This is a genomic window from Chitinispirillales bacterium ANBcel5, from assembly GCA_029688955.1.
In the GTDB taxonomy this organism is placed as follows: Bacteria; Fibrobacterota; Chitinivibrionia; order Chitinivibrionales; family Chitinispirillaceae; genus Cellulosispirillum; species Cellulosispirillum alkaliphilum.
Window position 1 is genome coordinate 74,366 of record JARUKZ010000016.1, and the last position, 24,736, is coordinate 99,101.

Consider the following 24,736-nt stretch of genomic DNA (forward strand, 5'->3'; position numbering starts at 1 on the left):
AATTTATAATGAAGCCAGCAATTGATCAATAATTTTTGAAAGTTTTAGATAAACCCTCCTGTTTTAGTTGTTTTCCTTGATGCGGTTAGGCTTTCTATTTATATTATAGAGTTCTATTTACTTAGCTCCAAGTTGTTTTCACCGTCAACATAAAATGCGGAGGATTTAATGGCAAAAAAGTACGTTTATTTTTACGGACCAGGTAAGGCTGATGGAAAAGCGGATATGAAAAATCTGCTTGGTGGTAAGGGTGCAAACCTTGCTGAAATGTGTAATCTGGGACTACCTGTTCCTGCTGGTTTTACAATCACAACAGATTGTTGTACCGATTATTTTGCAAACGGCATGAAATTTCCTGCAGAGATGGAAGAGCAGGTATTAAAAAGTTTGGCTGAAACTGAGAAAGCGATGGGAATGAAATTTGGTGATTCCAAAAATCCTCTTCTTATCTCTTGTCGTTCAGGTGCAAGAATGTCTATGCCCGGGATGATGGAAACTGTTCTCAATATCGGTCTTTGCTCAGAAACAATCCCCGGTCTTGTTGAAAAGACCAAAAATGAGCGCTTTGTGTATGATTCATACCGTCGTTTGATTATGATGTACTCCGATGTTGTTATGGAGAAAGCTGAAGGAATCGAAGCTAAGGGTGGTGTTAGCATTCGTCTGCAGCTTGAAGAGATCATGGAAGAGCTTAAGAAAGAAAAAGGTTACAAACTCGATACCGACCTTACTGTAGATGATCTTAAGTCGCTTTGTGACACATTCAAGAAGCATATCAAATCTGCTCTTGGAAGTGAATTTCCCGACAAACCAATGGATCAGCTTTGGGGTGGAATTGGTGCAGTGTTCAAAAGCTGGAACGGAAAACGTGCCATCTCTTATCGTAACATTGAAGGTATTCCACACGAATGGGGTACTGCAACAAACGTGCAGGCTATGGTGTTTGGGAATATGGGTGATTCATCAGCTACTGGTGTTGCTTTTACCCGTAACCCTGCAACCGGGGAAAACAAATTCTTTGGTGAGTACTTAGTGAACGCACAGGGTGAAGACGTTGTTGCGGGAACACGTACACCTGCACCTATTAATGAAAGTACAAAGGGTGAACAGAATGCCCATTTGACTTCTCTTGAAGTTGGAATGCCTGAGCTTTATAAAGAGCTTGATGGAATTCAGAAGAAACTTGAAAAACACTACCGTGATATGCAGGACCTTGAATTCACAATTCAGGAAGGTAAATTGTGGATGCTTCAGACACGTGTTGGAAAACGCACAGGTACTGCTGCTTTGAATATGGCGATGGATATGCTGGATGAAAAACTCATCCAGGAAGAAGATGTGGTGATGAGACTTAAGCCAGCTCAGCTCGATGAACTTCTTCACCCAATTATCGATCCTAAATCAGAAAAGGGTGCAGAAGCTATTCTTAAAGGATTACCTGCAGGACCAGGTGGTGCAGCTGGTAAAATAGTATTTACAGCAGAAGATGCAGTTGAATGGGTAAACAAAGGTGAGCAGGTTATATTGGTACGTGAAGAAACAAACCCTGAAGACATTGAGGGTATGCGTGCTGCCATTGGTATCCTGACTGCTCGTGGTGGTATGACAAGTCATGCTGCACTTGTTGCACGTGGATGGGGTAAATGCTGTATCGTTGGTGCAAGTGATTGTGAAATCAACCTTAAGGAAAAAACACTCAAAATCAACGATAAAACCCTTAAAGAGGGCGATGTAGTAACACTTAATGGTACTAAGGGTTACGTCTACAGCGGCGCTCTTGATATGATTGATGCTACTGAGAATCCAAGATTCCAAACGTTCATGAACATTGTTGATAAGTTCCGTAAGATGGGTGTTCGTGCAAATGCTGATACACCTGAAGATGCTACTATAGCTCAGTCTTTTGGTGCTGAAGGTATAGGACTGATGAGAACTGAACATATGTTCTACGGTGAAGGTAGTGATGAGCCACTATTTTATCTGCGTAAAATGATACTCAGTAACACTTTAGAAGAACGTAAGAGCGCACTCGATCAGCTGCTTCCATACGTGAAAAAAGATATGAAGGCTACCATCGAAGCTATGAAGGGTATGCCTGTTACAATTCGTCTGCTCGATCCACCTCTTCATGAATTTGTACCTCAGAGTGAAGCAAAGCAGAAGGAAGTTGCTGATGCTCTCGGTATTTCTCTTGAAGATGTGAAAAAACGTGGCGATTCTCTCCATGAAGTTAACCCAATGATGGGACACCGTGGTGTTCGTCTTGGTGTAACTTATCCTGAAGTTACAGAAATGCAGATCCGTGCTATTCTGGAAGCTGCTGCTGAACTTAACAAGGAAAACAAAAAGTGTCTTCCTGAGATAATGGTTCCTGTTACATGTGATGAAAAGGAACTTAAAGATCAGAAAGCACTGGTCGAGAAAATCGCAGAAGAAGTAAAAGAAAAGTTCAAAATCGACAAACTTGAGTATCTCTACGGAACAATGATCGAAATTCCACGCGCTGCATTACTTGCAGATCGCATGGCCGAAGATGCTCAGTTCTTCTCTTTTGGAACAAATGACCTTACTCAGATGAGCTTTGGTTTCAGTCGTGATGATATCGGTGGGTTCCTTAGTGAATACCTCGATAGAAAGATCCTTAAAGACGATCCTTTCCAGAGCATCGATCAGGACGGAGTAGGACAACTGGTAGAATACGGTGTGGAAAGAGGAAGAAAAACCAAGCCAGAATTAAAGATTGGTGTTTGTGGTGAACATGGTGGAGACCCCGATTCTGTTGAATTTTTCCACGGACTCGGTCTTAACTATGTAAGTTGCTCTCCTTACCGTGTACCAATTGCACGTCTTGCAGCTGCTCAGGCAGAAATTAAGGCTAAAAAAGCTTAAGTATTTGCTAAAAGTAGTTAGCTAAAATTGAGGCAAGGTCTAATTAGAGACCTTGCCTTTTTCGGTTTATTGTTTATGAAAGGATAAAGAATTGATAGATTTTGACCTTCATGTTCACACAATTTTCAGTAAGTGTGGGATTCACACTGTACTGGAGTTGATAAACCAGGGCCGTGCTTTAGGTATGAAAGGAATTGCCATTACTGATCACGGCTTAACACTTGGTGGAAGACTGAATAATCCTTTTTTTGAAAGGTTCAAATCGCCCTTTAAGGATTTTGATGTACTAAAAGGGGTGGAGTGCAATATAATAGATGAAAACGGAGCGATTGATACCCCAGACTCATTTATGCCATTTATTGATGTTGTGCTACTGGGAATACACCCAAACACTCAAAAAAAAATGGACTCATCTCAGTATACAGAAATGCTTATAAAAGCAATCGATAAAAATCCATCTATCGATATAATCACACATCCAAATGATCCCTCTTATCCAGTTAATTATGAGGAAGTCGCACGGGTTGCCAGAAAAAACGGTGTTGCTCTGGAATTGAATAACTCTAAAATCATGTACAAAAGAAGTACTGTTGAGAATACATTGAAATTGGTCGAAGCATGCAAAAGTACCGGATGCACAATGGCTGTATGCAGCGATACTCATGCAATTCATGAGCTTGGAGATGATTCCTACGTTACACCCTTATTGGATAAAGTAGGGTTTCCTGAAGAGTTAATCGTTAACAGAGATACAACTACAACCTTGCAGTTTATTGAAAGTAGAAAAGAAAGAAAAAGAGCTTAATAATCTCTAAGTGGATAAGTAGCTTCCTTTATATGGTGTGCTCCCTCTTTTCCTAAGGTGCTTGAGTAGAGATGAAATTCGGTGACTGTAAATGAGTCAGTGGAAAAAAGGCTGTTTGCACTTATGAAATTAACAATTCTTTCGAGAGGTGACTTGTTTAATCGTGCAACAGTAATGTGAGGAGAATACTTTCTACCCTCCGGAGCAATCCCCGCTTCTGTAATGACTTTATCGATTTTGGCTTGAAATTGAAGAAGTTCTGGATTTTCTGCTATTCCAAACCATAGGACCCGTGGATGTCTTTTTGGGGGAAAATATCCCACCCCTTTAAGAGCCATACTAAAAGAGGAAGAAGACACAGATTTAAGAGATAAATGTATTCTGTCTGCTATATCATTCTGTACATCACCAATGAAACGAAGTGTTAAATGTAGCTGCTTTTCATCTATCCACTTTGCACCAGGTATAGCATGGTAGGTTTCAATTAATTGATCCTTAATGTCTTCAGGAAGATCTATGGCAACGAATAAACGGGGCATATATTTTCTCCTGAGGTGAAATAATGAGTATTGTATAATATATATTAGGTTAAAGATACTAATTATTACAATAAAAACCCTTTTCTCAGACTTAGTATAATTTTTTTGGGGAGTAAAAAATGATTTCTGTTGTTTCTACAGCCCAAATGAGAAATATTGATAAGGAAACAATAAATGGTGATTTGACCGTAGGTTATTCTCTGATGCTTGAAGCGGGTAGGGGAGTATTTGAAGAAGCTCGCAAGATGCTTGGCTACAGAGACAAAGCTAATGTCGCAATTTTTTGTGGAAAAGGGAATAATGGTGGTGATGGGTATGTAGCAGCGAAAATGCTTATGGAAAATGGATACACGGTTATCGTTTTCTCACTTTACGATATCAGTGTTTTAAAAGGTGAAGCTAAAGTGGCATCTGATGAATACTTGGAAAAAGAGGGCACTGTACGTGTAATAAATGATACAGAAATGAACTTCTTTCCCGATAATTTTGACCTGATCATTGATGCCTTACTGGGAACTGGAGTAAAAGGGGATCCTGGAGGTGTTTTGGCCAATGTTATCAGGCTTATAAATGAGTTGAACATTCCAGTACTTTCGGTAGATACTCCTTCTGGCCTTAATGGGGACACCGGTCAATGTGGAAACCCATGTGTTCGTGCTGATCGTACTATTACAATGGGTTTTCCGAAAATCGGACAGTTCTTCTATCCCGGTAGAGATAAAACCGGAAAGCTTATTACCAGAACCCTTTCCTACCCCGAAAAAATTGTATCTGCTAATTTAAGAGATTCATTTTTGCCAACAAAGAGTGCTTTTGCAGAATACCTTCCAGCAAGAAAAAGTGCTGGCTCAAAATTTGAACATGGCTTAGCACTGCTCATATCTGGCTCAAAGGGAATGAGCGGATCGGCTACACTTGCAGCAAATGCGGCCTTTCGTACTGGTTGCGGAATGGTTCATATGGGATTACCTGAATCTCTCATTGATATTATGTCCGTAAAATTAACCGAAACAGTTCTTCATCCCATGGAGCAAACGCAATCCGGCACTATTTCAACAGATGCATTAGAAAATTTTATCAACTTAGCTTCTGGAAAAGATGCTATCTGTATTGGGCCTGGGTTATCTCACAATTTGCAAACAACTCAATTCATTCGAAAAACAATCACTAAAACTCAGGTACCGATAGTGTTAGATGCAGATGGCATTAATGCTTTTAAGGATAAAAGTGAAGAATTGATGGAGCATAAAGGGGAAATAATTATAACTCCACACAGAGGTGAGTGGAAAAGAGTATTTGGGGAACTACCCACTGATCCTCTTAAACTCATCGATATATTAAAAATAACAGCTTCTAAATACAACATAACTATCTTACTTAAAGGTAATCCTACCATAGTTGCCGGTCAATCCGGCTCTGTATTTATTCTACCATTTGGTTCTTCTGCTCTTGCAACTGCGGGCAGTGGAGATGTGCTTTCTGGAATAATAGTATCATTACTTGCCCAGGGAGTAAAACCGATTGAAGCAGCAATATTAGGACAATTTATTCATGGTGAAGCAGCTAAATACGCAAGTGAAGAGATGACCGAATATTCTGTTATAGCCAGTGATTTGCCACACTATATACCAAAGGTTTTTAAAGACCTGCTTGTGCTAAAAACTGAAGCTAACAGTGCCTGACGCAAAACGTTCGATACCCTTTTGTGTTTTCAGTTCAAAAAAACCATCGTTAGTTACAGATTCAAATATCCCACTGTTGCCATTAATTCGGGCTGGCTTTCCTGCTCTATATAACAGAGATTTATATTGAGAGTGTGATTTTTCGACAGTTTGAGCTTTCAAAAAACAAAATTGTTCAGCAATACTTTTCAGTAAGTGGTCTATAGGAGTAATTTGGTTCGATTCGATTAGTAATGAACTTGCTATGTTTTTTAAACTATCAGGAAAAGCAGTTTCGCTAATATTTACGTTAAGACCGAAACCAATAATTATATGTTTTGTTGACTGAGGCATTGGTTCAAGTAAAATACCGGCAATTTTTTTGTCATTCCAATAGATGTCGTTTGGCCACTTTATTCTTATTGGAGCATCTGGATAGTATTTGAGAATAGAGTTGCATATTGCAAGCGAAATAGCTCTGTTTTGACTGAAGTGCAAGGAAATGTCCTCAATAGGTGAAATGATACTAACCCACAGTCCACCTCTTACACTGGAAAAAAAAGACTTACCCCTACGTCCTTTCCCACACGTTTGAACATCTGCCTTGATTATAAACACACCATTTTGGGGCAGAGATGAAAGCTTCTTGGCATATTCGTTAGTAGAATCAATACTGGGAAAGGCATAGATACGTTCAATAAAATTACCGTTCTCAGAAAGGGTGGTAGACATGCCAGCACTTTTTGGAGGAAAAAAGAAAAAACAGGGAATAGATGTTTCCATCTGTTCCCTTAAAAAACTATTAGTTATCCCTCTTCAGCGATTAGAAGAGTTTGTGGATCCAACTTAAGATGCAAATCATCTTTCGCAGGGATGATATCGTGATCCTTTATTAAATGGAGATGAACATGTGTGTCATGGGGTTCCATTTGAATAAGAATAGCAATATTATCCTGAAAACTCTTTAGTATAAGAGGGATTCCATTTTCATCAGTTTTGTTATCATCTCTTCTAACAGTTGCGCTGAACCATACTTCAATGTTAAGTTCTTCAGCCAGGTTTTTGAAAACCTGAAACTCTTCTGGTGAGCTTTTACTGAAATCAAAACCATCGACAATGATCATGTCAGCGGAGAAGTGTCCGTCTTTAACTAAAGCGCGAATTCCATTTTGTACCTTAGAAACAGTGTCACCATACTGTTTAAAGTTCATGATAACCCTGTTTCTGGTAGACTCATCATGCAATTCATCGTAGTTATCAAGTTTGTAGCGTTGAGCTATTTCCTTGAAAATATCTTCATACCATGCAACGATATGCGAAGTATCTGAGGCAAATGAAACATGGATAACGTGTTTTTTCTGAAGTAGCTGGTCAGTGGCGATATGCACCAGGCAAGCGGTTTTACCTACTCCTTTTCGAGCAGCCAGTACACCGATATTCCCTGCACCTACACCATCATGAGTAGATTTCTCCAGGATTCTGAGCGGGCTCTTTTTGATAAGCTCATTACGTAACATAATCCACTCCTTTATATTTATTTCTTTTTGGATTCGGATTTTTTCTCTTCAAGATGTTCTTTTTTTAGCTGCTCTGAGATATTAGTCGGAACTTTACTGTATTTAAGAAATTCCATGGTAAATTCAGCTTTACCCTGGGTTAAGGACCGCAAGACAGTAGAGTACCCAAACATTTCACTAAGTGGAACCTCAGCTTCTACTATAGTAAAAGCACCTTCTTCGTTGGTAGCGATAATTATTCCACGTCGTTGGTTTATACTTCCCAGCACATTACCCTGGAACTCTGAAGGAGTTTCAACGGTAACCTTCATAATTGGTTCAAGAATTTCCGGTTTCGCTTTTTCAAAAGCTTGCCAGAAACCACCAATTGCGGCCAGCTGAAAGGCTACATCAGATGAGTCCACAGCGTGAAACGCACCATCATCAATCGTTACTTTAACTCCAACAACAGGGAAGCCAATGATTTTACCTTTGGCTAAACATGATTTAAATCCCTTATCACAGGAACTAATGAATTCAGATGGAATTACCCCGCCTTTAATCTGATCGACAAATTCGTAATCACCTTCAGTGTTAGGTTCAAGCGTACCTGCAACCCTTCCATATTGACCCGAACCACCACTCTGTTTCTTATGAGTATAATCGAAGCGAGCCGAAGTACCAACGGTCTCCCTGTATGCAACCTGTGGCATACCGGTTTCTATGTCAACTTTATACTCACGTTTCATACGTTCAATGTAAACGTCAAGGTGAAGTTCACCCATTCCTTTAATAATCGTCTCATTAGACTCTAAATCTACATAACTTCTAAATGTCGGATCTTCTTTTCCGAACCTGTTTAGTGCCTTTGACATGTTGTCTGCTGACTTTTTGTCCTTAGGACTGATAGCAAGTGATATAACAGGTTCTGGTACATACATTGTGGTCATGGTAAGATTGAGTCCCTTTTCAGTGAATGTATCACCACTGGCACAATCGATTCCAAAAAGGGCTACGATATCTCCCGCATTTGCCTCATCAATATCCTCCATTGAATTGGAATGCATACGGATTAACCGACCTACCTTAAAGCGTTTTCCGGATCTGGTGTTAGTAAGCTCAAGACCTTTTTTCACCGTACCCTGATATATTCTGATATAGGTAAGCTGCCCGTACTGTCCGTCTTCAAGTTTAAAAGCTAATGCAACGGCCGGTTTGTCTTCAACAGGATAAAGCTGAACAGGCTCTTCATTATTGCTCATATCAAGGGCTTTAGTGTCGATTTCATCCGGGCTGGGCAGATAATTAACCACACCATCAAGAAGTAGCTGAATACCTTTATTCTTATAAGCTGAACCAATAAATACAGGAGTAAGATCCAAAGAAAGTGTTCCCTTTCGGACTGCATCTCTAATCTGCTCAACGGTAGCATTACCTTCCAGGTAGCTCTCTGCGAGCTCATCTGAGTACAATGAAACCGCGTCCAGAAGCTCTTCATGCTTCTCGTTGGCTTCATCGATAAGGTGTTCGGGAATCTCATCTTCACGGATTATCTCTCCACTGGGACCATCGAAATAGACTGCCTTCATGGTAATAAGATCCACAACTCCCTCATGCTTGTCTTCAAGTCCAATAGGAATTTGCATAAGAACTGCATTGTGACCAAGTTTGTCGCGAAGCTGCTGTGTTACCCTGTAGGGGTTGGCACCCGAGCGGTCACTTTTATTAATGAACGCAAGTCTTGGGACATTATATCTCTTAAGCTGTCTATCAACAGTTATTGACTGAGATTGAACACCACCTACAGAACAGAGAACCAACACTGCACCATCCAGAACTCTAAGTGCACGCTCAACTTCGATGGTGAAGTCTACGTGTCCAGGTGTGTCAATGACATTAATTGGGTGTTCACGCCAGGATACATTCGTAGCTGCAGAGGCGATAGTGATACCACGTTCACGTTCAAGCTCCATGGAGTCCATAGTTGCTCCAACACCGTCTTTGCCTTTGACCTCATGGATGGCGTGAATTTTGTTACTATAAAACAGGATGCGTTCAGTCAGGGTTGTTTTTCCCGAATCAATGTGGGCACTAATCCCGATGTTTCGCATTTTTTTGATGTTGTACGCCATACAATAAATTCCCTCTCAAAAATTAGCACTTATTGTTATTGTTTCTTATTTCTCTAAAACCCATGGTCAGTAAATTGGTATGATGCTCCGTGGATCAAGAGGTAATTACCACTATTGCGGCCGTCTAAAATAGTATGTGCTAAATATCATGTCTATAAAAAAAATACCAATTTTAAACCTTTTTGCCTTTTCCCCAGCCCTCATCCCAAATTAACAATGAGCGCTATTTAATGTACTTAGTGCAAAAAGTATCTTATTTCGATAACAAGAGTATAAATATTTTATCCAAAAATTGTTTTTTTTAAGCTTTAGAGCAGATCATGAACCTACTCTATTATATAACTTCCCATGGTTTTGGGCATGCCGTTAGAACTGCTGCAATTGCTAATAGTTTTAGCCCCTCTGTAGACATAACATTTCGTACCAATTTGCCTGAAAGCTTCTTTAGAGAGGAGATGAAGAGACCGTACCGCCTTTTACCTGCAGAATTTGATTGTGGATGTGTGCAATTAGACGGAGTCAGTGTAGATATCGATAGTACTCTAAAAAAGTACGCAACGATTGCAAAGCGTAATGCTTCTTTGCTCCAAACAGAAGTACAGTTGTGTAATGAAATGAAAATCGATTGTATTGTAAGTGATATCACACCTTTTGCTTTTGAAGTAGCCAGTTGTGCTTCTATCCCTTCTGTTGCGGTTTCTAATTTTACCTGGTTTGATGTATATAATGACTATTGCCCCCAACATCCCTGGTTTAAGCGTCATTTAGAAAAAATTAAGGAGCAGTACAGCTTAGCTACTCTTCTTCTATCACTCTACCCTTCTTTAAACATGGGTTACTTTAAACAAATTAAACATGTCCCTGTTGTGGGCAGAGTGGGGGAGAATAAACGCTCAAAACTATCTCACTTCTACAACTTTGATCAGCAAAAAAAGATCGGACTAATATACACCGGAAACTACGGTTTAGAAAATGTCCGCTGGAAAAGGCTTGAACAGTTTAAAGATTGGGAGTTTTTTGGAGTATACCCAATTTCCCAAGCTCCCCAAAATTTCCACCTGGTTAAAAAGAGAGACTTTAGATATCAGGATCTCTCGGCTTCCGCTGACATAATACTCTGCAAACTTGGTTATGGGGTAACTTCTGAGAGTATGCTTAATGGAATACCATTGGTGTTTTTGCCCAGAGAAAACTTTGCGGAATATCCTGTTCTTAAAAAAGAGGTGCTAAGTCTTGGAATTGGAAGGGAGCTGAGTACCGATTCGTTTTTAAACCTCAGGTGGGGGGAAATACTAAAAATGGCAGAGACCAAAACAGAACAAAAAGTGGCGAGCAAAAATGGGGCAATGGTGTGTGCCAGAGAGATTGAGCAGATCGCAAAGCGGTAAGAGGTTACCAAAAAAGGAATGATTAATGCTATAAAAAAGAGGTAGTTCTAACCTTCCAAAAACAACTATACTGAGGGAGAGGTACAATGATTAAGAAGTTAGACTGGAGCCATGATAACATCGTAGCCTATGAAGCATCAGGAACTTTAAGCAAAGAGGAGAATCAGCAGGTTTTCTCTGAACTAAGAGAGATCATAGCAAAACAGGATAAAATCAGACTCTATGTTAAACTACCAGAAATAGCTTTTCCCGATCTTAATGCAATCAGTGAACGCTTAAGTTTTGCAAAAGATCATCTAAAAGATATAGAGCGCTATGTTTTGGTCAGTAACATTAAGGCAATGGAGTGGGTTTCTAAACTTGCCGGTATATTTACAGGTATTGAATTTAGACATTACTCTCTGGAAGATGAAGCACTTGCAAAAGCATGGATCGAATCAATTCATCGTTAATACTCTTGTTTAGATCATAACTTATAAAAAAAGAGCAAGCATGTTTTCAGGAAAGTATGCTAAATTTATTGCCGGCGTTATAGCATCAATCACACCTGTTCAAGAATTGTAAGCAGTTCAGCTATATCAAAGGGCTTTGTGATGAAGGCGGCGGGATCCAACTCCAGGGCCCGACGCTTTATATCACCCTCTGAATACCCGGTAATAAAGATTATCTTGGTTTGCAGTCTTTTTAAAATCTGCTCTGCAGCCTCGATACCATCACCCTTTCCAGTAAGACGAATATCCATAATCACATAATCCGGTTTGGTCTCAACTGCCTTTGAAATCGCTTCCTCTTTTGATGATGCGGTTGCACTAACATGGTAACCACTTGCCCGCAGTCTCACCTGAAGAAGCATCACCATCACCGCTTCGTCATCAACTATAAGCACAGAAGGAGAAGAGTTGTTTTTCATCATACCCTTGTCTCGTAGATGTTATCACTAAATTCAATACTCCAGTGTAATCCACCATTAGATTCGGCTCTGGCAGAACCATGCAACTGGTGTCTGGTTATTTGAAGAACAATTTGTATTCCAAGTGTCGGGGTTTTTGTGACATCAAAGCCTTTTGGTAAACCTACCCCGTTGTCTTCAATGCTCAGAAAAAGATTACCAGTGCTTAGTCTGCGAAGTGAAATAGTGATCGTACCACTTCTGCCCTCTGGGAAGGCATACTTATAGCAGTTTGAAATCAGCTCGTTAATGATTAAACCACAGGGTATTGCGATATCTATGAGACTCTCAATATCCTGAAGATCGAACTCGACTGAAATAGATTGAGATGGGGTTTTATTACTTGAAGCAACTATCTCCACCAGATCTTTAATGTAATCCTTTAAGTTTATGCGCGAGAGGCTTTTAGCTTTGTACAGTTTTTCATGCGCCAGAGCCATAGTTCGTATTCTTATTACACTGTCGTTTACAATTCTGTTTACTTCATTGCTGGAGGAAGATGCACCCTGTAGCTCCAGAAACGAGGAAATGACCTGCATATTGTTCTTCGTGCGGTGATAGATCTCCTGAAGAAGCGTCTCCTTTTCCCGTAACGACTGTTTTAGTTTATCTTCTGTTTTTTTACGTTCACTTACATCTCTTAGGCTTACATGAAGAGCTCTTTTATTTCCAAAATTAAAGGGAGCACCAAGCACATCTACATATACAGAAGTACCGTCCAGACGCATGATCTTCTCCTCCTGGAGGGGGACCGGCTCATCAAGAGTTAGCAACGTGTGAAGGCGCTCGGAAATTATTTGATGATAATCGGGGTGGTAGAGTTCAAAGGGGGACTTGCCCAAAAGCTCAGATTCATCATGTGCTCTAAATAGCCGAACTGCAGCTTTATTTACCAGAACAATTCGTTTATCCACATATACAAAAATTGCATCAGGAGAGTAGTCTATTAGATTACGAAAACGTTCCTCGCTCTCCTTTAGAGCTATCTCTGTATTTTTGCGCTCAGTTATTAGTTCTGTATAGAGTATAATACCACCGATTGAGCCACTTGATTCATACCAGGGCCTGCACTCATATCTCACCCACTCTATTGTCCCGTCATTTCTGACAAAGCTATCCTCATCCTTCTTTATTACTTCTCCGCTTAGGGCTCTTTTATGAACTGTACGCAATTTTTGTGGAAGATCAGGAAAAACGGCATAGTGGTTTTTTCCTGTTAGTTCCTGATCTTCTACCCGGTAATCCCGTTTGAATCGATCACTTACGAACTTATGGTTTAAATTTTTGTCCAAAACGGCAATGGCATTGGGATCGTATCGTATCGTGTATTCCATTAAATCCTGCCATGCCTTAATCTCAATCTCATAGTTTTTACTATCTGTTATATCCCGGACAATTCCTGCCAAATAAAGCCCCTTCCCTTCAGAACCCTCCCGGAACTGTCCAACCGCTTTTATCCAACGCTCTTTATTATCAGCTCTTATTATCCTGCACTCAATATCATAATTGTGCTTTAGGGCAACTGCTCTTTTAAACTTTTGGTCTACGGTATCTTTGTCCTGGGGATGAACATGATTGAGAAATTCTTCACAACTCCAATGTGGTAACAGCTCGTTATAGCCAAAAATTTTGTCATGTTCAAGAGTTCGATAGACAAAGTGATCTGCAAAATCAAGTTCCCATGCCCCTGTTTGACTCGCCTGGAGTGCAAATTCCATCCGTTCCCTTACTTCCCGTAATCGCTCCTCTGACTGCTTGCGCTCTGTTATCTCCTCTACAGCATAATAAAGACGCTGCTCTCTGTCCTCATCGCTTATACCATAGCCCTGAATCCAACCGGTTTCACCCGTTTTTTTGATAATACGGTATTCATGTCTGAATGATTTTTTACTTTTTAAAGCATTTTCAATGGTTCTAAGAAAATCGTCTCTGTCATGTGGGTGAATTATAGTAATAAGCCCATCTTCGTTTTCTAACTCTCCGTATTTGTAACCGGTAATAAGTTCAAAAGGCCCAAACATCCACTCCGGTTTTAGATGTCCTGATTTATCGGTTCGGTAGCAAATAGCAAAATCTGATACCAATTTAGAAATTATTCTGAATCGTTCTTCATTGAAAGCAAGTCGTTGCTGGGTTTTATATTGTTGAGTAACATCTCTGAATACCAGAACAACGCCGATTATTTCACCCCGGTCACTTCGAATAGGCGCAGCGGAATCCGTTATCTGATGTTCTGTGTTGTTTCGCGAAATAAGCACTGTGTGATTTGCAAGACCCACCACCGCTCCTGAATCAAACACCCGTGACACCGGGTCCTGAACCGTAGCGCGGGTTTGAGCATTTACAATCCTAAAAACCTCTGTTACCGGTTTTCCCAACGCCGGAGTTAAATTCCACCCGGTAAGGTTTTCTGCCGCAGGGTTCATCCTAACAACTTTTCCGCTTCGATCGGTAGCTATTACACCATCTGCTATGGAATTAAGGGTAATACGAAGGTTTTCTTCATTTGAAAGCAGCTTAATTTCGGCCTCTTTTCGTTTACTTATATCGATACCCATCCCTAAAAGACAGAGGCGACCTTTATACTCAATCCTGCGACCAGTGAACAGAAATGGTCTTGATCTCCCGCTGCGGTCATAAAAAGAGGCTTCTACTTCAGAATACCCTCTCTCAAAAACCTCCTTAATCCTCTTGGTAACCAGCTCTTTTTCTTCATTGCGGAATAACTGAAGCGGATTGATCCTCTTAACCTCTTCTTCATTGTACCCTGTTACATTTTCAAAAAAAGTATTCCACCGAAGATAATGCCCCTCCTGGTCGAAGATGTAAAATGCCCCCGGAAGACTTTCCAGAATTGCATTGGAGAGGTCCCGCTCCCTCATAATCTCCTGCTCAATTGCCTTTTGCTCAGATATGTCGGTAACGGTACCAAACAGCATCAGGGGATCTCCCTCAGGAGTTCGCGAGATCACTTTCCCCCGGTTGAGAATCCATACCCATGCTCCGCTTTTATGGCGCATTCGAATTTCCCAGTTAAACATAGGTATTTCGCCCTTTAAGTGACGTTGTAACTGTACCAATGCACCCTTTAAATCATCGGGATGAGTTAAGTTTTTCCAGGTGGAAATGCTTAAGGGGGTGAGTTCATGAAGCGTATAGCCCAGGATTTTTGCCCATGTCTCGTTACAGAGTACTTCTTCGGTAACTACATTGTACTCCCAGGTCCCGATACCGGTTGCTTCAATTATGGTCTGAAGCCTCCAGTGCTGCTCCCTTAACTTCTCTTCCGTTCTCTTTATCCCCGAAACATCAACCTGTGTACCCCAGATACGAATCAGCTTGTTGTGTTCAATTACCCCCTTAGCGCTGTTTGAAAACCATACCGTTTCCCCCTCTTTTTTGACTTCGGCGGTAATCTCTCCACATAAACAGTAATCGTTTTTTACCATTTTGGTAAAGAAACTTATGTTTTGAGGATTGAAGGTCCCACCGGCTAATTCTTTATATGATTTACCAATGATCTGATCTCTGCTTTCATAACCATACATCTTTGCCTGAGCATCGTTGCATTCTACTAATGTACTGTCAAACAACAGCTGAATTTGCTGCTTTAGGGGTAAACTAATGGAAATGGGCTCAGGAAATTCAAACAGATAAAACCCTTCAGTGGTGTTTTTAATTAAGGAGTTAGAACGCTGCTCTGAAATACGAAGGTTCTCCTCCAACAGCACCTTTTCCTTCAGGCACTCATCGTTACAAATAGTGCTTTGTGATGCTTTTTTACCCGAAACCGAAACCGAAGCGATAACAGCGATCATCGATTCAACAGATTCAGCACACCCACTGAGCTTAGAAAACGATACCCGTACCAGGTTCTTATAATTAGTTTTACCGTTGGTTTTTAAGTCGATTGTGCAGTGACCGCTTTTGTTTACTTCGCTCGCAACTTCAGTGCTAAGTACTGCTGTGTACTCAGGAGAGAAAAGGGAAAGATAGGGCTTGTTACAGACTTCACTTTCGTTGATCCTAAAAAAGCGCCTTGCACTCTCGTTTATGGAGGTAATGTTACCTGAAGAATCGGTGATAAAAACTGCAGGAGTGGTATCATCGAACCAACTAAACTCAGCATTCACGATTGTATCTCTCTCTGAGCCTGGGTTTTATGTATGTGTTTCAAATAAAGTACTCTATACAAAAAGAGCAAAACTAATGCCTGAAAATCACTTGCGGAACCAACCCTTTCTCTATCAGATTGATTGATGGCTGTAGTTTTATAGCTGTAACTGATATTTGGCAAACCAATTAGCCAAGGTCTGCCCCTTGTTTTTTTAATTCTCTTTGCACATCCTCAATAGCAACATCCCTTGAATGCACATTAGCCCTTGCTGCCAGCGCCGCACACACTCCGGCGCCCTGACCAGTGGACATCGATACAGGCATAACCCGGTAAGAAGAGTGTGCTTCATGTGTACCGGAAATACAGCGTCCCGCCACCAGTATGTTGTCAAGGTCTTTAGGAATACAGCATCGCAGAGGAATATCGTATGCCTCCCCGGGTGAAACCCTTTTAATTACAGTTCCCCGCCCCGTTGGGTTATGAATATCTATGGGGTAGATACACCGTGCAATTACATCATCAAATCTCCTGGCTTCCATAACATCCTGTGCATTCAGACAATAATCCCCCTTAATTCTTCTTGTTTCTCTTATCCCTATCTGAATACCACTTTGGATAACATAGCTTTTATTAAACCCGGGCACATATCGTTTAAAAAACTCTTCGAGGTGTTTCATTTGCCTTCTGCTTTCCCACTCGGCATAGGTAATATCCCAGATGTCGGTTCCCAAAACTCGTATAACACGCGTGCTGTTTACGCTTACTTCTCCCGGGTGCGGTGAGCCAAACAGAAGAATATCTTCACGGGGAAGATCAAGTTCACCATCCAGAGCGGCCTGTTTCACAAGATCCCACAACCCATGAACCCCTTTCCACTGATCGGGATGCATCCTGGCATAGTTTTCAAATGCTACCTTTTCGAAGTTAGTTAGTCTGAAATACAGGGTCATTGGCTGCACAAGACCATCGGTGTCTCGTCCCACATCATAGTGGCCACCCGCACTGGTGGCAACGTCTCCATCACCTGTACAATCCACAATCATCTTGGCATTAATCACCACAGGCCCCGATTTGGTTTCAAACACCACCCCTGGTTCCTTTTTCCTCATGATACATTCACTTGCAAAGGAGTGGTAAAGCACATGAACCCCGGCTTCATCAACCATCTCCATGGCAACAAATTTAAACACTTCATGGTCGAAGGGAACCACATATCCTGTTTTGTATGTAGGGGGAAGCGCCCCACCTGCTTTTACCAAACGTTCAATAAGCTCCCGCACAGCACCGGCTATTACCGGCTCCCCCCACCCGTGATCTGTTGGAAACATGCTTATATCGCCTGCATGTTGCTTTTTTGGATGTTGGGTGAAAATGGACATAAGAGGCATCACTAAAGCAGCAGTTGCACTACCCCCTAAAAAACCATACCGCTCCGCCAACACCACCTGAGCCCCAAGCTTTGCCGCACCCAGTGCGGCTCCAATACCAGCAGGACCACCCCCAACCACCAGCACATCACAGCTCTCAGCCACCACCGCTTTTCTGGCCGGAAGAAGCATGAAATTATATTTTTCTGGGCGGGGAAGAGGTGGTACGTTTATACCCTTTTACGTTTCAGATTTACTCTTTAAAAGCTCTACTACAATAGAATTATTATACTGTGCGCGTTTTTTAAGAGCTGGTAAAAAGCGATTTATTCTTTGAGCCACAGAGGATTTGTTGTCCCAGGCATGATCGATATGGGATATAAGTCTCCCTGCATTGACCAGGTGGATCGGAGGCATTTCCAGGTGAAGCTCTTCAAGGAAACTGTTTACCTTGGGTGAGTAGGGGAGGCCCACAAGAGGGATTTGATTAAGGGCCGCGAATATTAGAAAATGCAGTCTCATACCCACCGCGAAACTGAAATGAGAAAAAATTGTGAGTAGTTGACCGGCGGTGTAATCTTTCTGTAGAACTGTAGCCTGCTGGGGACGAAGCATAAGGGAGATAACCGCATGGCTGTGCTGTAAGTCTAAAACCTTTCTCTCCATGGGTATAAACACCACATTTGCATTGAAACGATCGATTATGTAATCGGCTGTGTTGGCAAGCATATCGTGATAAATGGTTTCGTTAATATCGGGAGCCGCTACACCCGGCTCCCGCACCGATATCCCCACCAGGCGTTTACCGGGATGTATTCCATCGAGCTTTAGTGTTTCTTTGTTAACAGACTGCTTCTCGAGCAAAAGTGCCGGATCAGCGGTTACCTCTATGGCTTTTCTTATTCCGATATCCTGCAAAATTCTCTTTGAGTGATGATCTCTTACCGTTATAACGTCGGCACATTCAAGACACTCTTTTATCGTTCCCTGAATAGAGCTATCATAAAGGGGGCCTGCGCTAATGGCGTAAACCATAAAGGGGATTTTTTTTTCTATAGCAAGTATCGGCTCACGTAAATAGGTTCTTGCATCCGCATCGTATAAAATCCCCCCTCCACCAAAAATCAACAGATCGAGCCTTTCCACCTCTTTGGAAGCTTCCTCCCTGGTGAGTTTTCGTACTGCAAGCGCTTTTTCCACTTTGTGGCGCTTAAGTGTATCGGCCGGATCTTTGGAGAAAACGGTTATATGAGCCTTAATAGATGAGCGAATCTGGGAAATGATGCACTGAAGGATCGCTTCATCGCCAAGATTCAAACCACCATAAGAGCCTGTTATTCCTATCTGAAAAAGGTTACTTTGCCTGGACAAGATGAACGTACTCCTTTAAAAGGATAATTATTGTCAAACACCATTTAGAGCAAAATTCATTCCTTATAGGTTCATAGCAGATATAAAGGAAAAGCAAAAGAACTGATAGCAACTGAGGCACTCTATTTGCTTTTCTTTAAGGGGATACCTACTAACAACACGACCCATCATTTAAAGCCGAAAGGAGCCTCTATTGAAAGCAATAATCTATTACGGTGTGGGAGATATACGGTGTGAAGATGTGGATGAGCCTGAAATTGAGCAACCTACCGATGCTATCGTTAGGATTACGGCATCTGCGGTGTGCGGTACCGATCTTCACATGGCCAGGGGAACATTGGGGGTTATGAAAGAGGGGACGATCCTTGGTCACGAAGGGGTAGGGATCATTGAGGCGCTTGGTCCCCAGGTTAGAAATTTCAGAGTCGGCGACAGGGTTATGATTACTCCCACCATCTCCTGTGGGTTTTGCTCCTATTGCAGAGCAGGCTATTATGCTCAATGTGACAATGCAAACCCCAAAGGAAAACTTTCCGGAACAGCATTTTTTGGTGGACCTGAGAGCAGCGGCCCCTTTCATGGGCTTCAGGCTGAGCGTGCCAGAATCCCGTTTGCATCAAATTGCATGGTTGCACTGCCCGATGCCATAAGTGATGATCAGGCCGTCTTAATCACCGATATGTTCTCTACAGGGTATTTTGGTGCAGAGGTGGCTGAGGTGAGAGATGGCGATACGGTGGCAGTTTTCGGGTGTGGTCCGGTGGGCTTGTTTTCTGTAATCAGCGCAAAATTACAGGGGGCAGGAAGGGTGTTTGCCGTAGATAACGTAAAAGGACGGCTTGAAATGGCCCAGAGCCACGGAGCAGAAATAATAAATTTCGATGAGGAAGATCCCGTCGAGGTAATTAGAGAGCTAACAGGGGGCATAGGGGTCGACCGGGTTATTGAAGCGGTGGGAATCGATGCTCAGCCGCCAAACAAAGGACCTGCTAAGGACAATTATTCACTGTACACGTCCCAGTTTGAGCAGGAGTCAAACCAACTCCCCGACAGTAAAATCAGTGAAAAAAAGGGATGGTCCCCGGGACACGCGCCTTCACTCTCTCTACGGTGGGCAGTTGAAGCTGTGGATAAGGCCGGTACCCTGGGTATAGTGGGAGTATATCCCGATGCCGCGCACTCCTTTCCCATAGGTATGGCAATTGAGAAGAATTTAACCATAAACATGGGAAATTGCAATCACCGGAAATACTTTCCCCATCTTATTGGGCTGGTGGAGAGTGGGGTGGTTGATCCTCTGGATATCTTAACCCATATAAAGCCACTTACTTTTGCTCCCAATGTGTATAAAGAGCTTGATTCAAGAGACAATGGATGGGTTAAGGTTGAGATCGTGCCCGGAATGACCGATAAGGGCCAATAGGGGAGGAACAAGATGAGAGTTGTAGTTGATGAGTGTTGCCGCGGATGTGGCTTATGTGCCAGTATATGCCCTGATTCTTTCGATGTGATCGATGGGAAAAAAGCGCAGCCACGACATAAAAGTGTCCCGGAGTATCTTCACCTTTCGTATCAGATCGCCGCACAAAGCTGTCCGGAAAAGGCCATTAAAATTTTCTCCCAGGTATAGGGGGGATACAAGGTGTCTGCACACAAAAGTGCAGACACTTAGAAGTATTCATTAAGAATTTTCAACCACCTTGGCCCATTCTGTGGGTAAACCCTGCTCCCACACTTCTATCTCCTCATGAGGAATGCCATCTTTGGCAAAGTGCAGAACACTTCTGATAAGTGACTGTGCTTGCTCTGTAGTGAGTTTAAACTGAGTGCATATTCCAGAAACAAACTGTTCAAGAGAAATATTGGTTACATTTGTCTGGTGTCCCCGCAATTTCTCATAACTGAGAGGTTCTGGAAGGTCGTTTGAGAATCGATGTGCCTGTTCTGTTTTCATCCTACTTGCAAGCGTTCCCAAAACTGCTTTAATCATAGAATCCGCAGCCTCTTCGTCCGCGACAAAATCCAGATCAAGTACCCGCTGTTTGATTGCTTGGTAATTCATACTAACCTCCCCCAAAAACATGTAAATGGGCTCTTAACCATAAAATAGTTCGGGGACAGGAGACGGTTTATTGACCGTATCAGGGGGGGGATTGTCCAGAATAGTGAGTTATAAGGGGGAAAGGTACCCTGGTACAAATGTCATACGCAGGGTACTTTTATACTCGGCTCATCTTCTTTTCTTCTTGGTGGCTTTCTTTTTCTTTGCAGTGCTTTTCTTTGCAGGGGATTTCTTTACACTGGTTTTCTTCGCGGCACTTTTTTTGGTTGCTTTCTTCCGGGGGGGAGCGGATGATTCTTTTATAATACGATACGTTTGCGGGATTGAGAGCTTAAATTTTCTGGCAATTGCTTCAACACTCGCGCCTTTATCTCTCATTGTTAAAATCTGTTGGTTTCTCTCGGGATTACCAGATGTACGTGATGGAATACCATACTTTTTACGGAGCTGATGAATCGCCTGCCGTGTTATTCCAAACTCGTCACCAATACGCGCATCGGTTTTGAACTTTTTTTGCAAACGAAGAAGCTCCGTTTTAGTAACTCTGGGCATTGTAAAAACTCCTTTTGTTTTGGATATAGATTATATAATGGAAAATGTATTCTTTATTTAACAGTTAAATTATCATCTGCCAGTGGAAAATGCATACAAAAAAAGATTATTTTTAAAAAAAAAGGATAAGACCGTTGTAAATAGATCTATTTATTTAGGATAAACACATTTTTATCGGATCAATGAACATTTAAACAATCACATTTTAGAATTGGATGATTAATAAGCAAAAGAAGTACTATTCATAGTATAATAAAACCCCTTCACTTGGGATTCAGCAAGGGACAATTTTCGATCGTTTCTAAATTATCCCCCTCTTTTCATATAATATACTGGTAAAAGAAAGCAATTCTGATGCAATCTGTTCTAAGGCACCTTTTGTTAGTATGTTAGAACATAGGGGTAACGCTGCGGGATTGTGAAAATTGTCATTTTTAACACCGAAGGTATTGGTGCTCAACGGACTGTCAGTGTTTTTCTGGCTGAATAAATGGTAAAACATATAGTTGTGTACCTAAGTCCGGATCTGCCAATTTTCAAAATATCCGCGCGCATTTCAGGTAGGAGATATCGTTTTAACAGCACGAAAAAATCTGCTTTGCCCCGGTTGTTTTTATGTGTAATCCTAACCGTTGATAGTTGTTGTTTCATGTTGTTAGGTTAGAATGTCAAAAGGGGTGCTACGGTTATTCCTTATGCAGTAAACACAGTGTTGTTCCACCCTGGAAAAGAGGGGAGAGTCCCGCACTTATTTATTTTTTTTATGGGGTTAAAGGCGATAAGATAATTACTAATTACAGTTAGTAGGAAGGATTTTTATGGGGCTAAAGGCGATAGATTGGGTCACCCCCCCTGGCCTCCGTAGCAGTAGCTACTGCGGAGGGGAGCCGGGCGTCAATGGTGTAAGCGTGAAGGGAGAATTTGATCTTGATCTTTTTTATAAGCGCTGAAAGCGCGAGATATTCGTTGGAGAGTTAGAGATTTGGATTTAGGAAAAAGAGATTTTTATGGGGCTAAAGGCGATAGATTGGGTCACCCCCGGGCGTCAATGGTGAAAGCGTGAAGGGATCCGTTTGGGGGGACCCTTGGGCTATGATCTTGGGAGGAAGGAGGAAATTGGAATACCATTCCTGTTATATATCCATATTTTTTTCGTTCTTCCATAATACTACACGAGAAAAAACCGAACGTTTGCTCTTGATCTTTTTCATAAGCGCTGAAGGCGCGTTATTCTATAGCCCGGGGTAAGCCAGTCTTCTGGCGCAGCCCCGGGTTTTGGCACACAAAAAGATCCCAAGCGCTGAAAGCGCGTAACATTCGTTGATGGTTTTTGGGATTTGTGGGAAAAAGGATTTATATGGGCGTCCTACGCTGAAGCTACGGAGGCCAGGGCGACAATATAATTACTAATGACCAAGTACTAATTAAAGATTAGGAAATAAATAAATTTCCCATTTTCCTGCTCAACGCTCACAGCTCATAGCTCATAGCTATTTAAAGCGTGAAGGGATCCGTTTGGGGGGACCCTTGGGCAATTATCGCGGGTAGGAAAGAAGATCGAAATGCGGACTTGAGCTCCTCTCCCAAGCTGAAAGCGATAGATATTATGGTGGTATTTAAATGCAGGAGTAATGAAAATCACAACTCTTTTTTTCGCTCCTTGGTCACTTAGAAATGAAAATCACAACTCTTTTTTTCGCTCCTTGGTCACTTAGGAATGAAAATCACAACTCTTTTTTTCACTCCTTAGTCACTTAGAAATAAAAATCACAACTCTTTTTTTCGCTACTTAGTCACTTAGAAATGAAAATCACAACTCTTTTTTTCGCTCCTTGGTCACTTAGAAATGAAAATCACAACTCGTTTTTTCACTCCTCGGTCACTTAGAAATGAAAATCACAACTCGTTTTTTCGCTCCTTAGTCGCTTAGAAATGAAAATCACAACCCGTTTTTTCACTCCTCAGTCACTTAGAAATGAAAATCACAACCCGTTTTTTCGCTCCTCAGTCACTTAGAAATGAAAATCACAACCCGTTTTTTCGCTCCTCAGTCACTTAGAAATGAAACTCACAACCCGTTTTTTCGCTCCTTGGTCACTTAGAAATGAAACTCAGAATTCTTTTTTTCGCTCCTTGGTCACTTAGAAATGAATATCACAACTCTTTTTTTCGCTCCTTAGTCGCTTAGAAATGAAAATCACAACTCGTTTTTTTATTTCTTGGTCGCTTAGAAATGAAAATCACAACTCGTTTTTTTATTTCTACTTCATAATGTTAAGTAATTTGGACTCTGTTTTTGATTCCTAAGTCACTTAGGAGTCAAAATTAGAACCCTTTTTTTCATTCCTAAGTCACTTAGGAGCCTCATTAGAACCCTTTTTTTCATTTCTAAGTCACTTAGGAGCCTCATTAGAACCCTTTTTTTCATTTCTAAGTCACTTAGGAGTCAAAATTAGAACCCTTTTTTTGATTTCTAAGTCACTTAGGAGCCTCATTAGAACCCTTTTTTTCATTCCTAAGTCACTTAGGAGCCTCATTAGAACCCTTTTTTTCATTTTTAAGTCACTTAGGAGTCAAAATTAGAACCCTTTTTTTGATTTCTAAGTCACTTAGGAGCCAAAATCAGAACCCTTTTTTTTATTCCTAAGTCACTTAGGAACCAAAATTAGAACCCTTTTTTTTATTCCTAAGTCGCTTAGGAGCCAAAATCAGAACCCTTTTTTTTATTCCTAAGTCGCTTAGGAGCCAAAATCAGAACCCTTTTTTTTATTCCTAAGTCACTTAGGAGCCTCATTAGAACCCTTTTTTTGATTTCCAAGTCACTTAGAAGTCAAAATTAGAACCCTTTTTTTGATTTCCAAGTCGCTTAGGAGCTAATATCAGAACCCTTTTTATAGTTCCTAAGTCGCTTTTAAGGCCAATTGAACAGACTTTTGACCAAAAACGTTACAAATTCGGGTAGTTTTTGGTTACCTGGGAAAGAAAGTGGAAAAAAAATAGGAATCAATCATCTTTCTCTTTTCCTTTTTCTGCTCAACGCTCAAAGATCGCCCCAGGTAGAGAAACCGCCCCAGGTAGGAAACCTGGGGCTAATATAGAAAACCCCTTTGGGGTATTATATATAATTCCCATCGGTTTAATCTGGCTAACAGACGAATTTGTATCTCCTATGGTTTTGTAGAACGATTGTTCCTTCCCCTTGCTCCTTCCAGCTCAACAGGGCGGTTTCTATTGCAGATGATACTTTCTTTGGCCTTGATCTCCCTCTTAAGCGCTGAAAGCGCGGGATATAATAGCCCGGGGTAAGCCAGTCTTCTGGCGCAGCCCCGGGTGCAGGTGCGAAAAAAGATCCCAAGCGCTGAAGGCGCGGGATATTTGTTGATGCCATCGAGATTTGTGGGAAAAAGA

At 41.5% G+C, this 24,736-nt stretch carries 18 protein-coding genes; 7 read left to right on the forward strand and 11 right to left on the reverse strand.

What is annotated here, in order from left to right; translation table 11 throughout:
• The first annotated feature begins 168 nt into the window (after nt 1-168).
• Nucleotides 169-2,889, forward strand: a complete 2,721-nt coding sequence (ppdK, locus tag QA601_10345; GenBank protein ID MDG5815480.1) for a pyruvate, phosphate dikinase — start codon at nt 169-171, stop codon at nt 2,887-2,889.
• A gap of 91 nt (nt 2,890-2,980) precedes the next feature.
• Nucleotides 2,981-3,694 carry a PHP domain-containing protein gene (locus QA601_10350; GenBank protein ID MDG5815481.1) on the forward strand — a complete coding sequence of 238 codons (714 nt, stop codon included), beginning with the start codon at nt 2,981-2,983 and terminating at the stop codon, nt 3,692-3,694.
• On the opposite strand, the gene thpR is transcribed toward QA601_10350, so the two are convergent.
• Nucleotides 3,691-4,233, reverse strand: coding sequence for an RNA 2',3'-cyclic phosphodiesterase (thpR, locus tag QA601_10355; protein MDG5815482.1), 543 nt, complete (start codon nt 4,231-4,233; stop codon nt 3,691-3,693). The two genes, QA601_10350 and thpR, sit on opposite strands and share 4 nt — an antisense overlap.
• A 119-nt stretch (nt 4,234-4,352) precedes the next feature.
• On the opposite strand from thpR, the gene QA601_10360 reads away from it, so the two are divergent.
• Nucleotides 4,353-5,915 carry an NAD(P)H-hydrate dehydratase gene (locus tag QA601_10360; GenBank protein MDG5815483.1) on the forward strand — a complete coding sequence of 521 codons (1,563 nt, stop codon included), beginning with the start codon at nt 4,353-4,355 and terminating at the stop codon, nt 5,913-5,915.
• Here QA601_10360 and QA601_10365 read toward each other — a convergent pair.
• Genes QA601_10365 through fusA form a run of 3 tightly spaced genes read right to left on the reverse strand, consistent with a single transcriptional unit; the run spans nt 5,889 to nt 9,522 of the window.
• Nucleotides 5,889-6,677 carry a biotin--[acetyl-CoA-carboxylase] ligase gene (locus QA601_10365; GenBank protein MDG5815484.1) on the reverse strand — a complete coding sequence of 263 codons (789 nt, stop codon included), beginning with the start codon at nt 6,675-6,677 and terminating at the stop codon, nt 5,889-5,891. The genes QA601_10360 and QA601_10365 overlap by 27 nt on opposite strands.
• Nucleotides 6,678-6,700: 23 nt before the next feature.
• Complete coding sequence (locus QA601_10370) at nt 6,701-7,411, reverse strand: hypothetical protein (GenBank protein ID MDG5815485.1); 711 nt, start codon at nt 7,409-7,411, stop codon at nt 6,701-6,703.
• A 17-nt stretch (nt 7,412-7,428) separates the two neighbouring features.
• Entirely contained in the window at nt 7,429-9,522 is a 2,094-nt protein-coding gene (gene fusA, locus QA601_10375) for an elongation factor G (GenBank protein ID MDG5815486.1), read from the reverse strand.
• Between the two features lie 320 nt (nt 9,523-9,842).
• Here fusA and QA601_10380 point away from each other — a divergent pair, with 320 nt between their 5' ends.
• The gene (locus tag QA601_10380; GenBank protein ID MDG5815487.1) at nt 9,843-10,910 is read left to right on the forward strand and encodes a hypothetical protein; all 1,068 of its coding nucleotides are present in this window, start codon (nt 9,843-9,845) and stop codon (nt 10,908-10,910) included.
• 86 nt (nt 10,911-10,996) lie between these two features.
• Nucleotides 10,997-11,362, forward strand: a complete 366-nt coding sequence (locus QA601_10385) for an STAS/SEC14 domain-containing protein (GenBank protein ID MDG5815488.1) — start codon at nt 10,997-10,999, stop codon at nt 11,360-11,362.
• Between the two features lie 89 nt (nt 11,363-11,451).
• Here the strand turns inward: QA601_10385 and QA601_10390 are convergent, their stop codons facing one another.
• From QA601_10390 to QA601_10405, 4 genes are all read right to left on the reverse strand, one after another.
• On the reverse strand, nt 11,452-11,823 hold the full coding sequence (locus QA601_10390; protein ID MDG5815489.1) for a response regulator: 372 nt from the start codon (nt 11,821-11,823) through the stop codon (nt 11,452-11,454).
• Nucleotides 11,820-15,992: a PAS domain S-box protein gene (locus QA601_10395; GenBank protein MDG5815490.1), complete on the reverse strand. Its 4,173-nt coding sequence runs from the start codon at nt 15,990-15,992 to the stop codon at nt 11,820-11,822. The genes QA601_10390 and QA601_10395 overlap by 4 nt, the downstream gene beginning before the upstream one ends.
• Nucleotides 15,993-16,161: 169 nt before the next feature.
• Complete coding sequence (locus QA601_10400) at nt 16,162-17,535, reverse strand: FAD-dependent oxidoreductase (GenBank protein ID MDG5815491.1); 1,374 nt, start codon at nt 17,533-17,535, stop codon at nt 16,162-16,164.
• 48 nt (nt 17,536-17,583) lie between these two features.
• Nucleotides 17,584-18,714, reverse strand: coding sequence for a polysaccharide pyruvyl transferase family protein (locus QA601_10405; GenBank protein MDG5815492.1), 1,131 nt, complete (start codon nt 18,712-18,714; stop codon nt 17,584-17,586).
• 193 nt (nt 18,715-18,907) lie between these two features.
• Here QA601_10405 and QA601_10410 point away from each other — a divergent pair, with 193 nt between their 5' ends.
• Nucleotides 18,908-20,137 (forward strand): alcohol dehydrogenase catalytic domain-containing protein, encoded by a 1,230-nt coding sequence (locus QA601_10410; GenBank protein MDG5815493.1) that lies wholly within the window; start codon nt 18,908-18,910, stop codon nt 20,135-20,137.
• Between the two features lie 12 nt (nt 20,138-20,149).
• Nucleotides 20,150-20,344, forward strand: a complete 195-nt coding sequence (locus QA601_10415) for a ferredoxin (GenBank protein MDG5815494.1) — start codon at nt 20,150-20,152, stop codon at nt 20,342-20,344.
• A 51-nt stretch (nt 20,345-20,395) separates the two neighbouring features.
• Here QA601_10415 and QA601_10420 read toward each other — a convergent pair whose 3' ends face one another.
• From QA601_10420 to QA601_10430, 3 genes are all read right to left on the reverse strand, one after another.
• Entirely contained in the window at nt 20,396-20,776 is a 381-nt protein-coding gene (locus QA601_10420) for a DUF2267 domain-containing protein (GenBank protein MDG5815495.1), read from the reverse strand.
• A 168-nt stretch (nt 20,777-20,944) separates the two neighbouring features.
• Complete coding sequence (locus tag QA601_10425; protein ID MDG5815496.1) at nt 20,945-21,328, reverse strand: helix-turn-helix domain-containing protein; 384 nt, start codon at nt 21,326-21,328, stop codon at nt 20,945-20,947.
• 3,167 nt (nt 21,329-24,495) lie between these two features.
• Nucleotides 24,496-24,736 (reverse strand): hypothetical protein (locus QA601_10430; GenBank protein ID MDG5815497.1); only part of this gene is annotated, 241 nt, incomplete at its 5' end.

Bases quoted from the DNA above. Each gene is read 5' to 3' on its own strand.
- ppdK (MDG5815480.1), top strand. From the start codon at position 169: ATGGCAAAAAAGTACGTTTATTTTTACGGACCAGGTAAGGCTGATGGA.
- thpR (MDG5815482.1), bottom strand. From the start codon at position 4,233: ATGCCCCGTTTATTCGTTGCCATAGATCTTCCTGAAGACATTAAGGAT.
- QA601_10360 (MDG5815483.1), top strand. From the start codon at position 4,353: ATGATTTCTGTTGTTTCTACAGCCCAAATGAGAAATATTGATAAGGAA.
- QA601_10365 (MDG5815484.1), bottom strand. From the start codon at position 6,677: ATGGAAACATCTATTCCCTGTTTTTTCTTTTTTCCTCCAAAAAGTGCT.
- QA601_10370 (MDG5815485.1), bottom strand. From the start codon at position 7,411: ATGTTACGTAATGAGCTTATCAAAAAGAGCCCGCTCAGAATCCTGGAG.
- fusA (MDG5815486.1), bottom strand. From the start codon at position 9,522: ATGGCGTACAACATCAAAAAAATGCGAAACATCGGGATTAGTGCCCAC.
- QA601_10380 (MDG5815487.1), top strand. From the start codon at position 9,843: ATGAACCTACTCTATTATATAACTTCCCATGGTTTTGGGCATGCCGTT.
- QA601_10385 (MDG5815488.1), top strand. From the start codon at position 10,997: ATGATTAAGAAGTTAGACTGGAGCCATGATAACATCGTAGCCTATGAA.
- QA601_10390 (MDG5815489.1), bottom strand. From the start codon at position 11,823: ATGATGAAAAACAACTCTTCTCCTTCTGTGCTTATAGTTGATGACGAA.
- QA601_10400 (MDG5815491.1), bottom strand. From the start codon at position 17,535: ATGCTTCTTCCGGCCAGAAAAGCGGTGGTGGCTGAGAGCTGTGATGTG.
- QA601_10415 (MDG5815494.1), top strand. From the start codon at position 20,150: ATGAGAGTTGTAGTTGATGAGTGTTGCCGCGGATGTGGCTTATGTGCC.
- QA601_10420 (MDG5815495.1), bottom strand. From the start codon at position 20,776: ATGAATTACCAAGCAATCAAACAGCGGGTACTTGATCTGGATTTTGTC.
- QA601_10425 (MDG5815496.1), bottom strand. From the start codon at position 21,328: ATGCCCAGAGTTACTAAAACGGAGCTTCTTCGTTTGCAAAAAAAGTTC.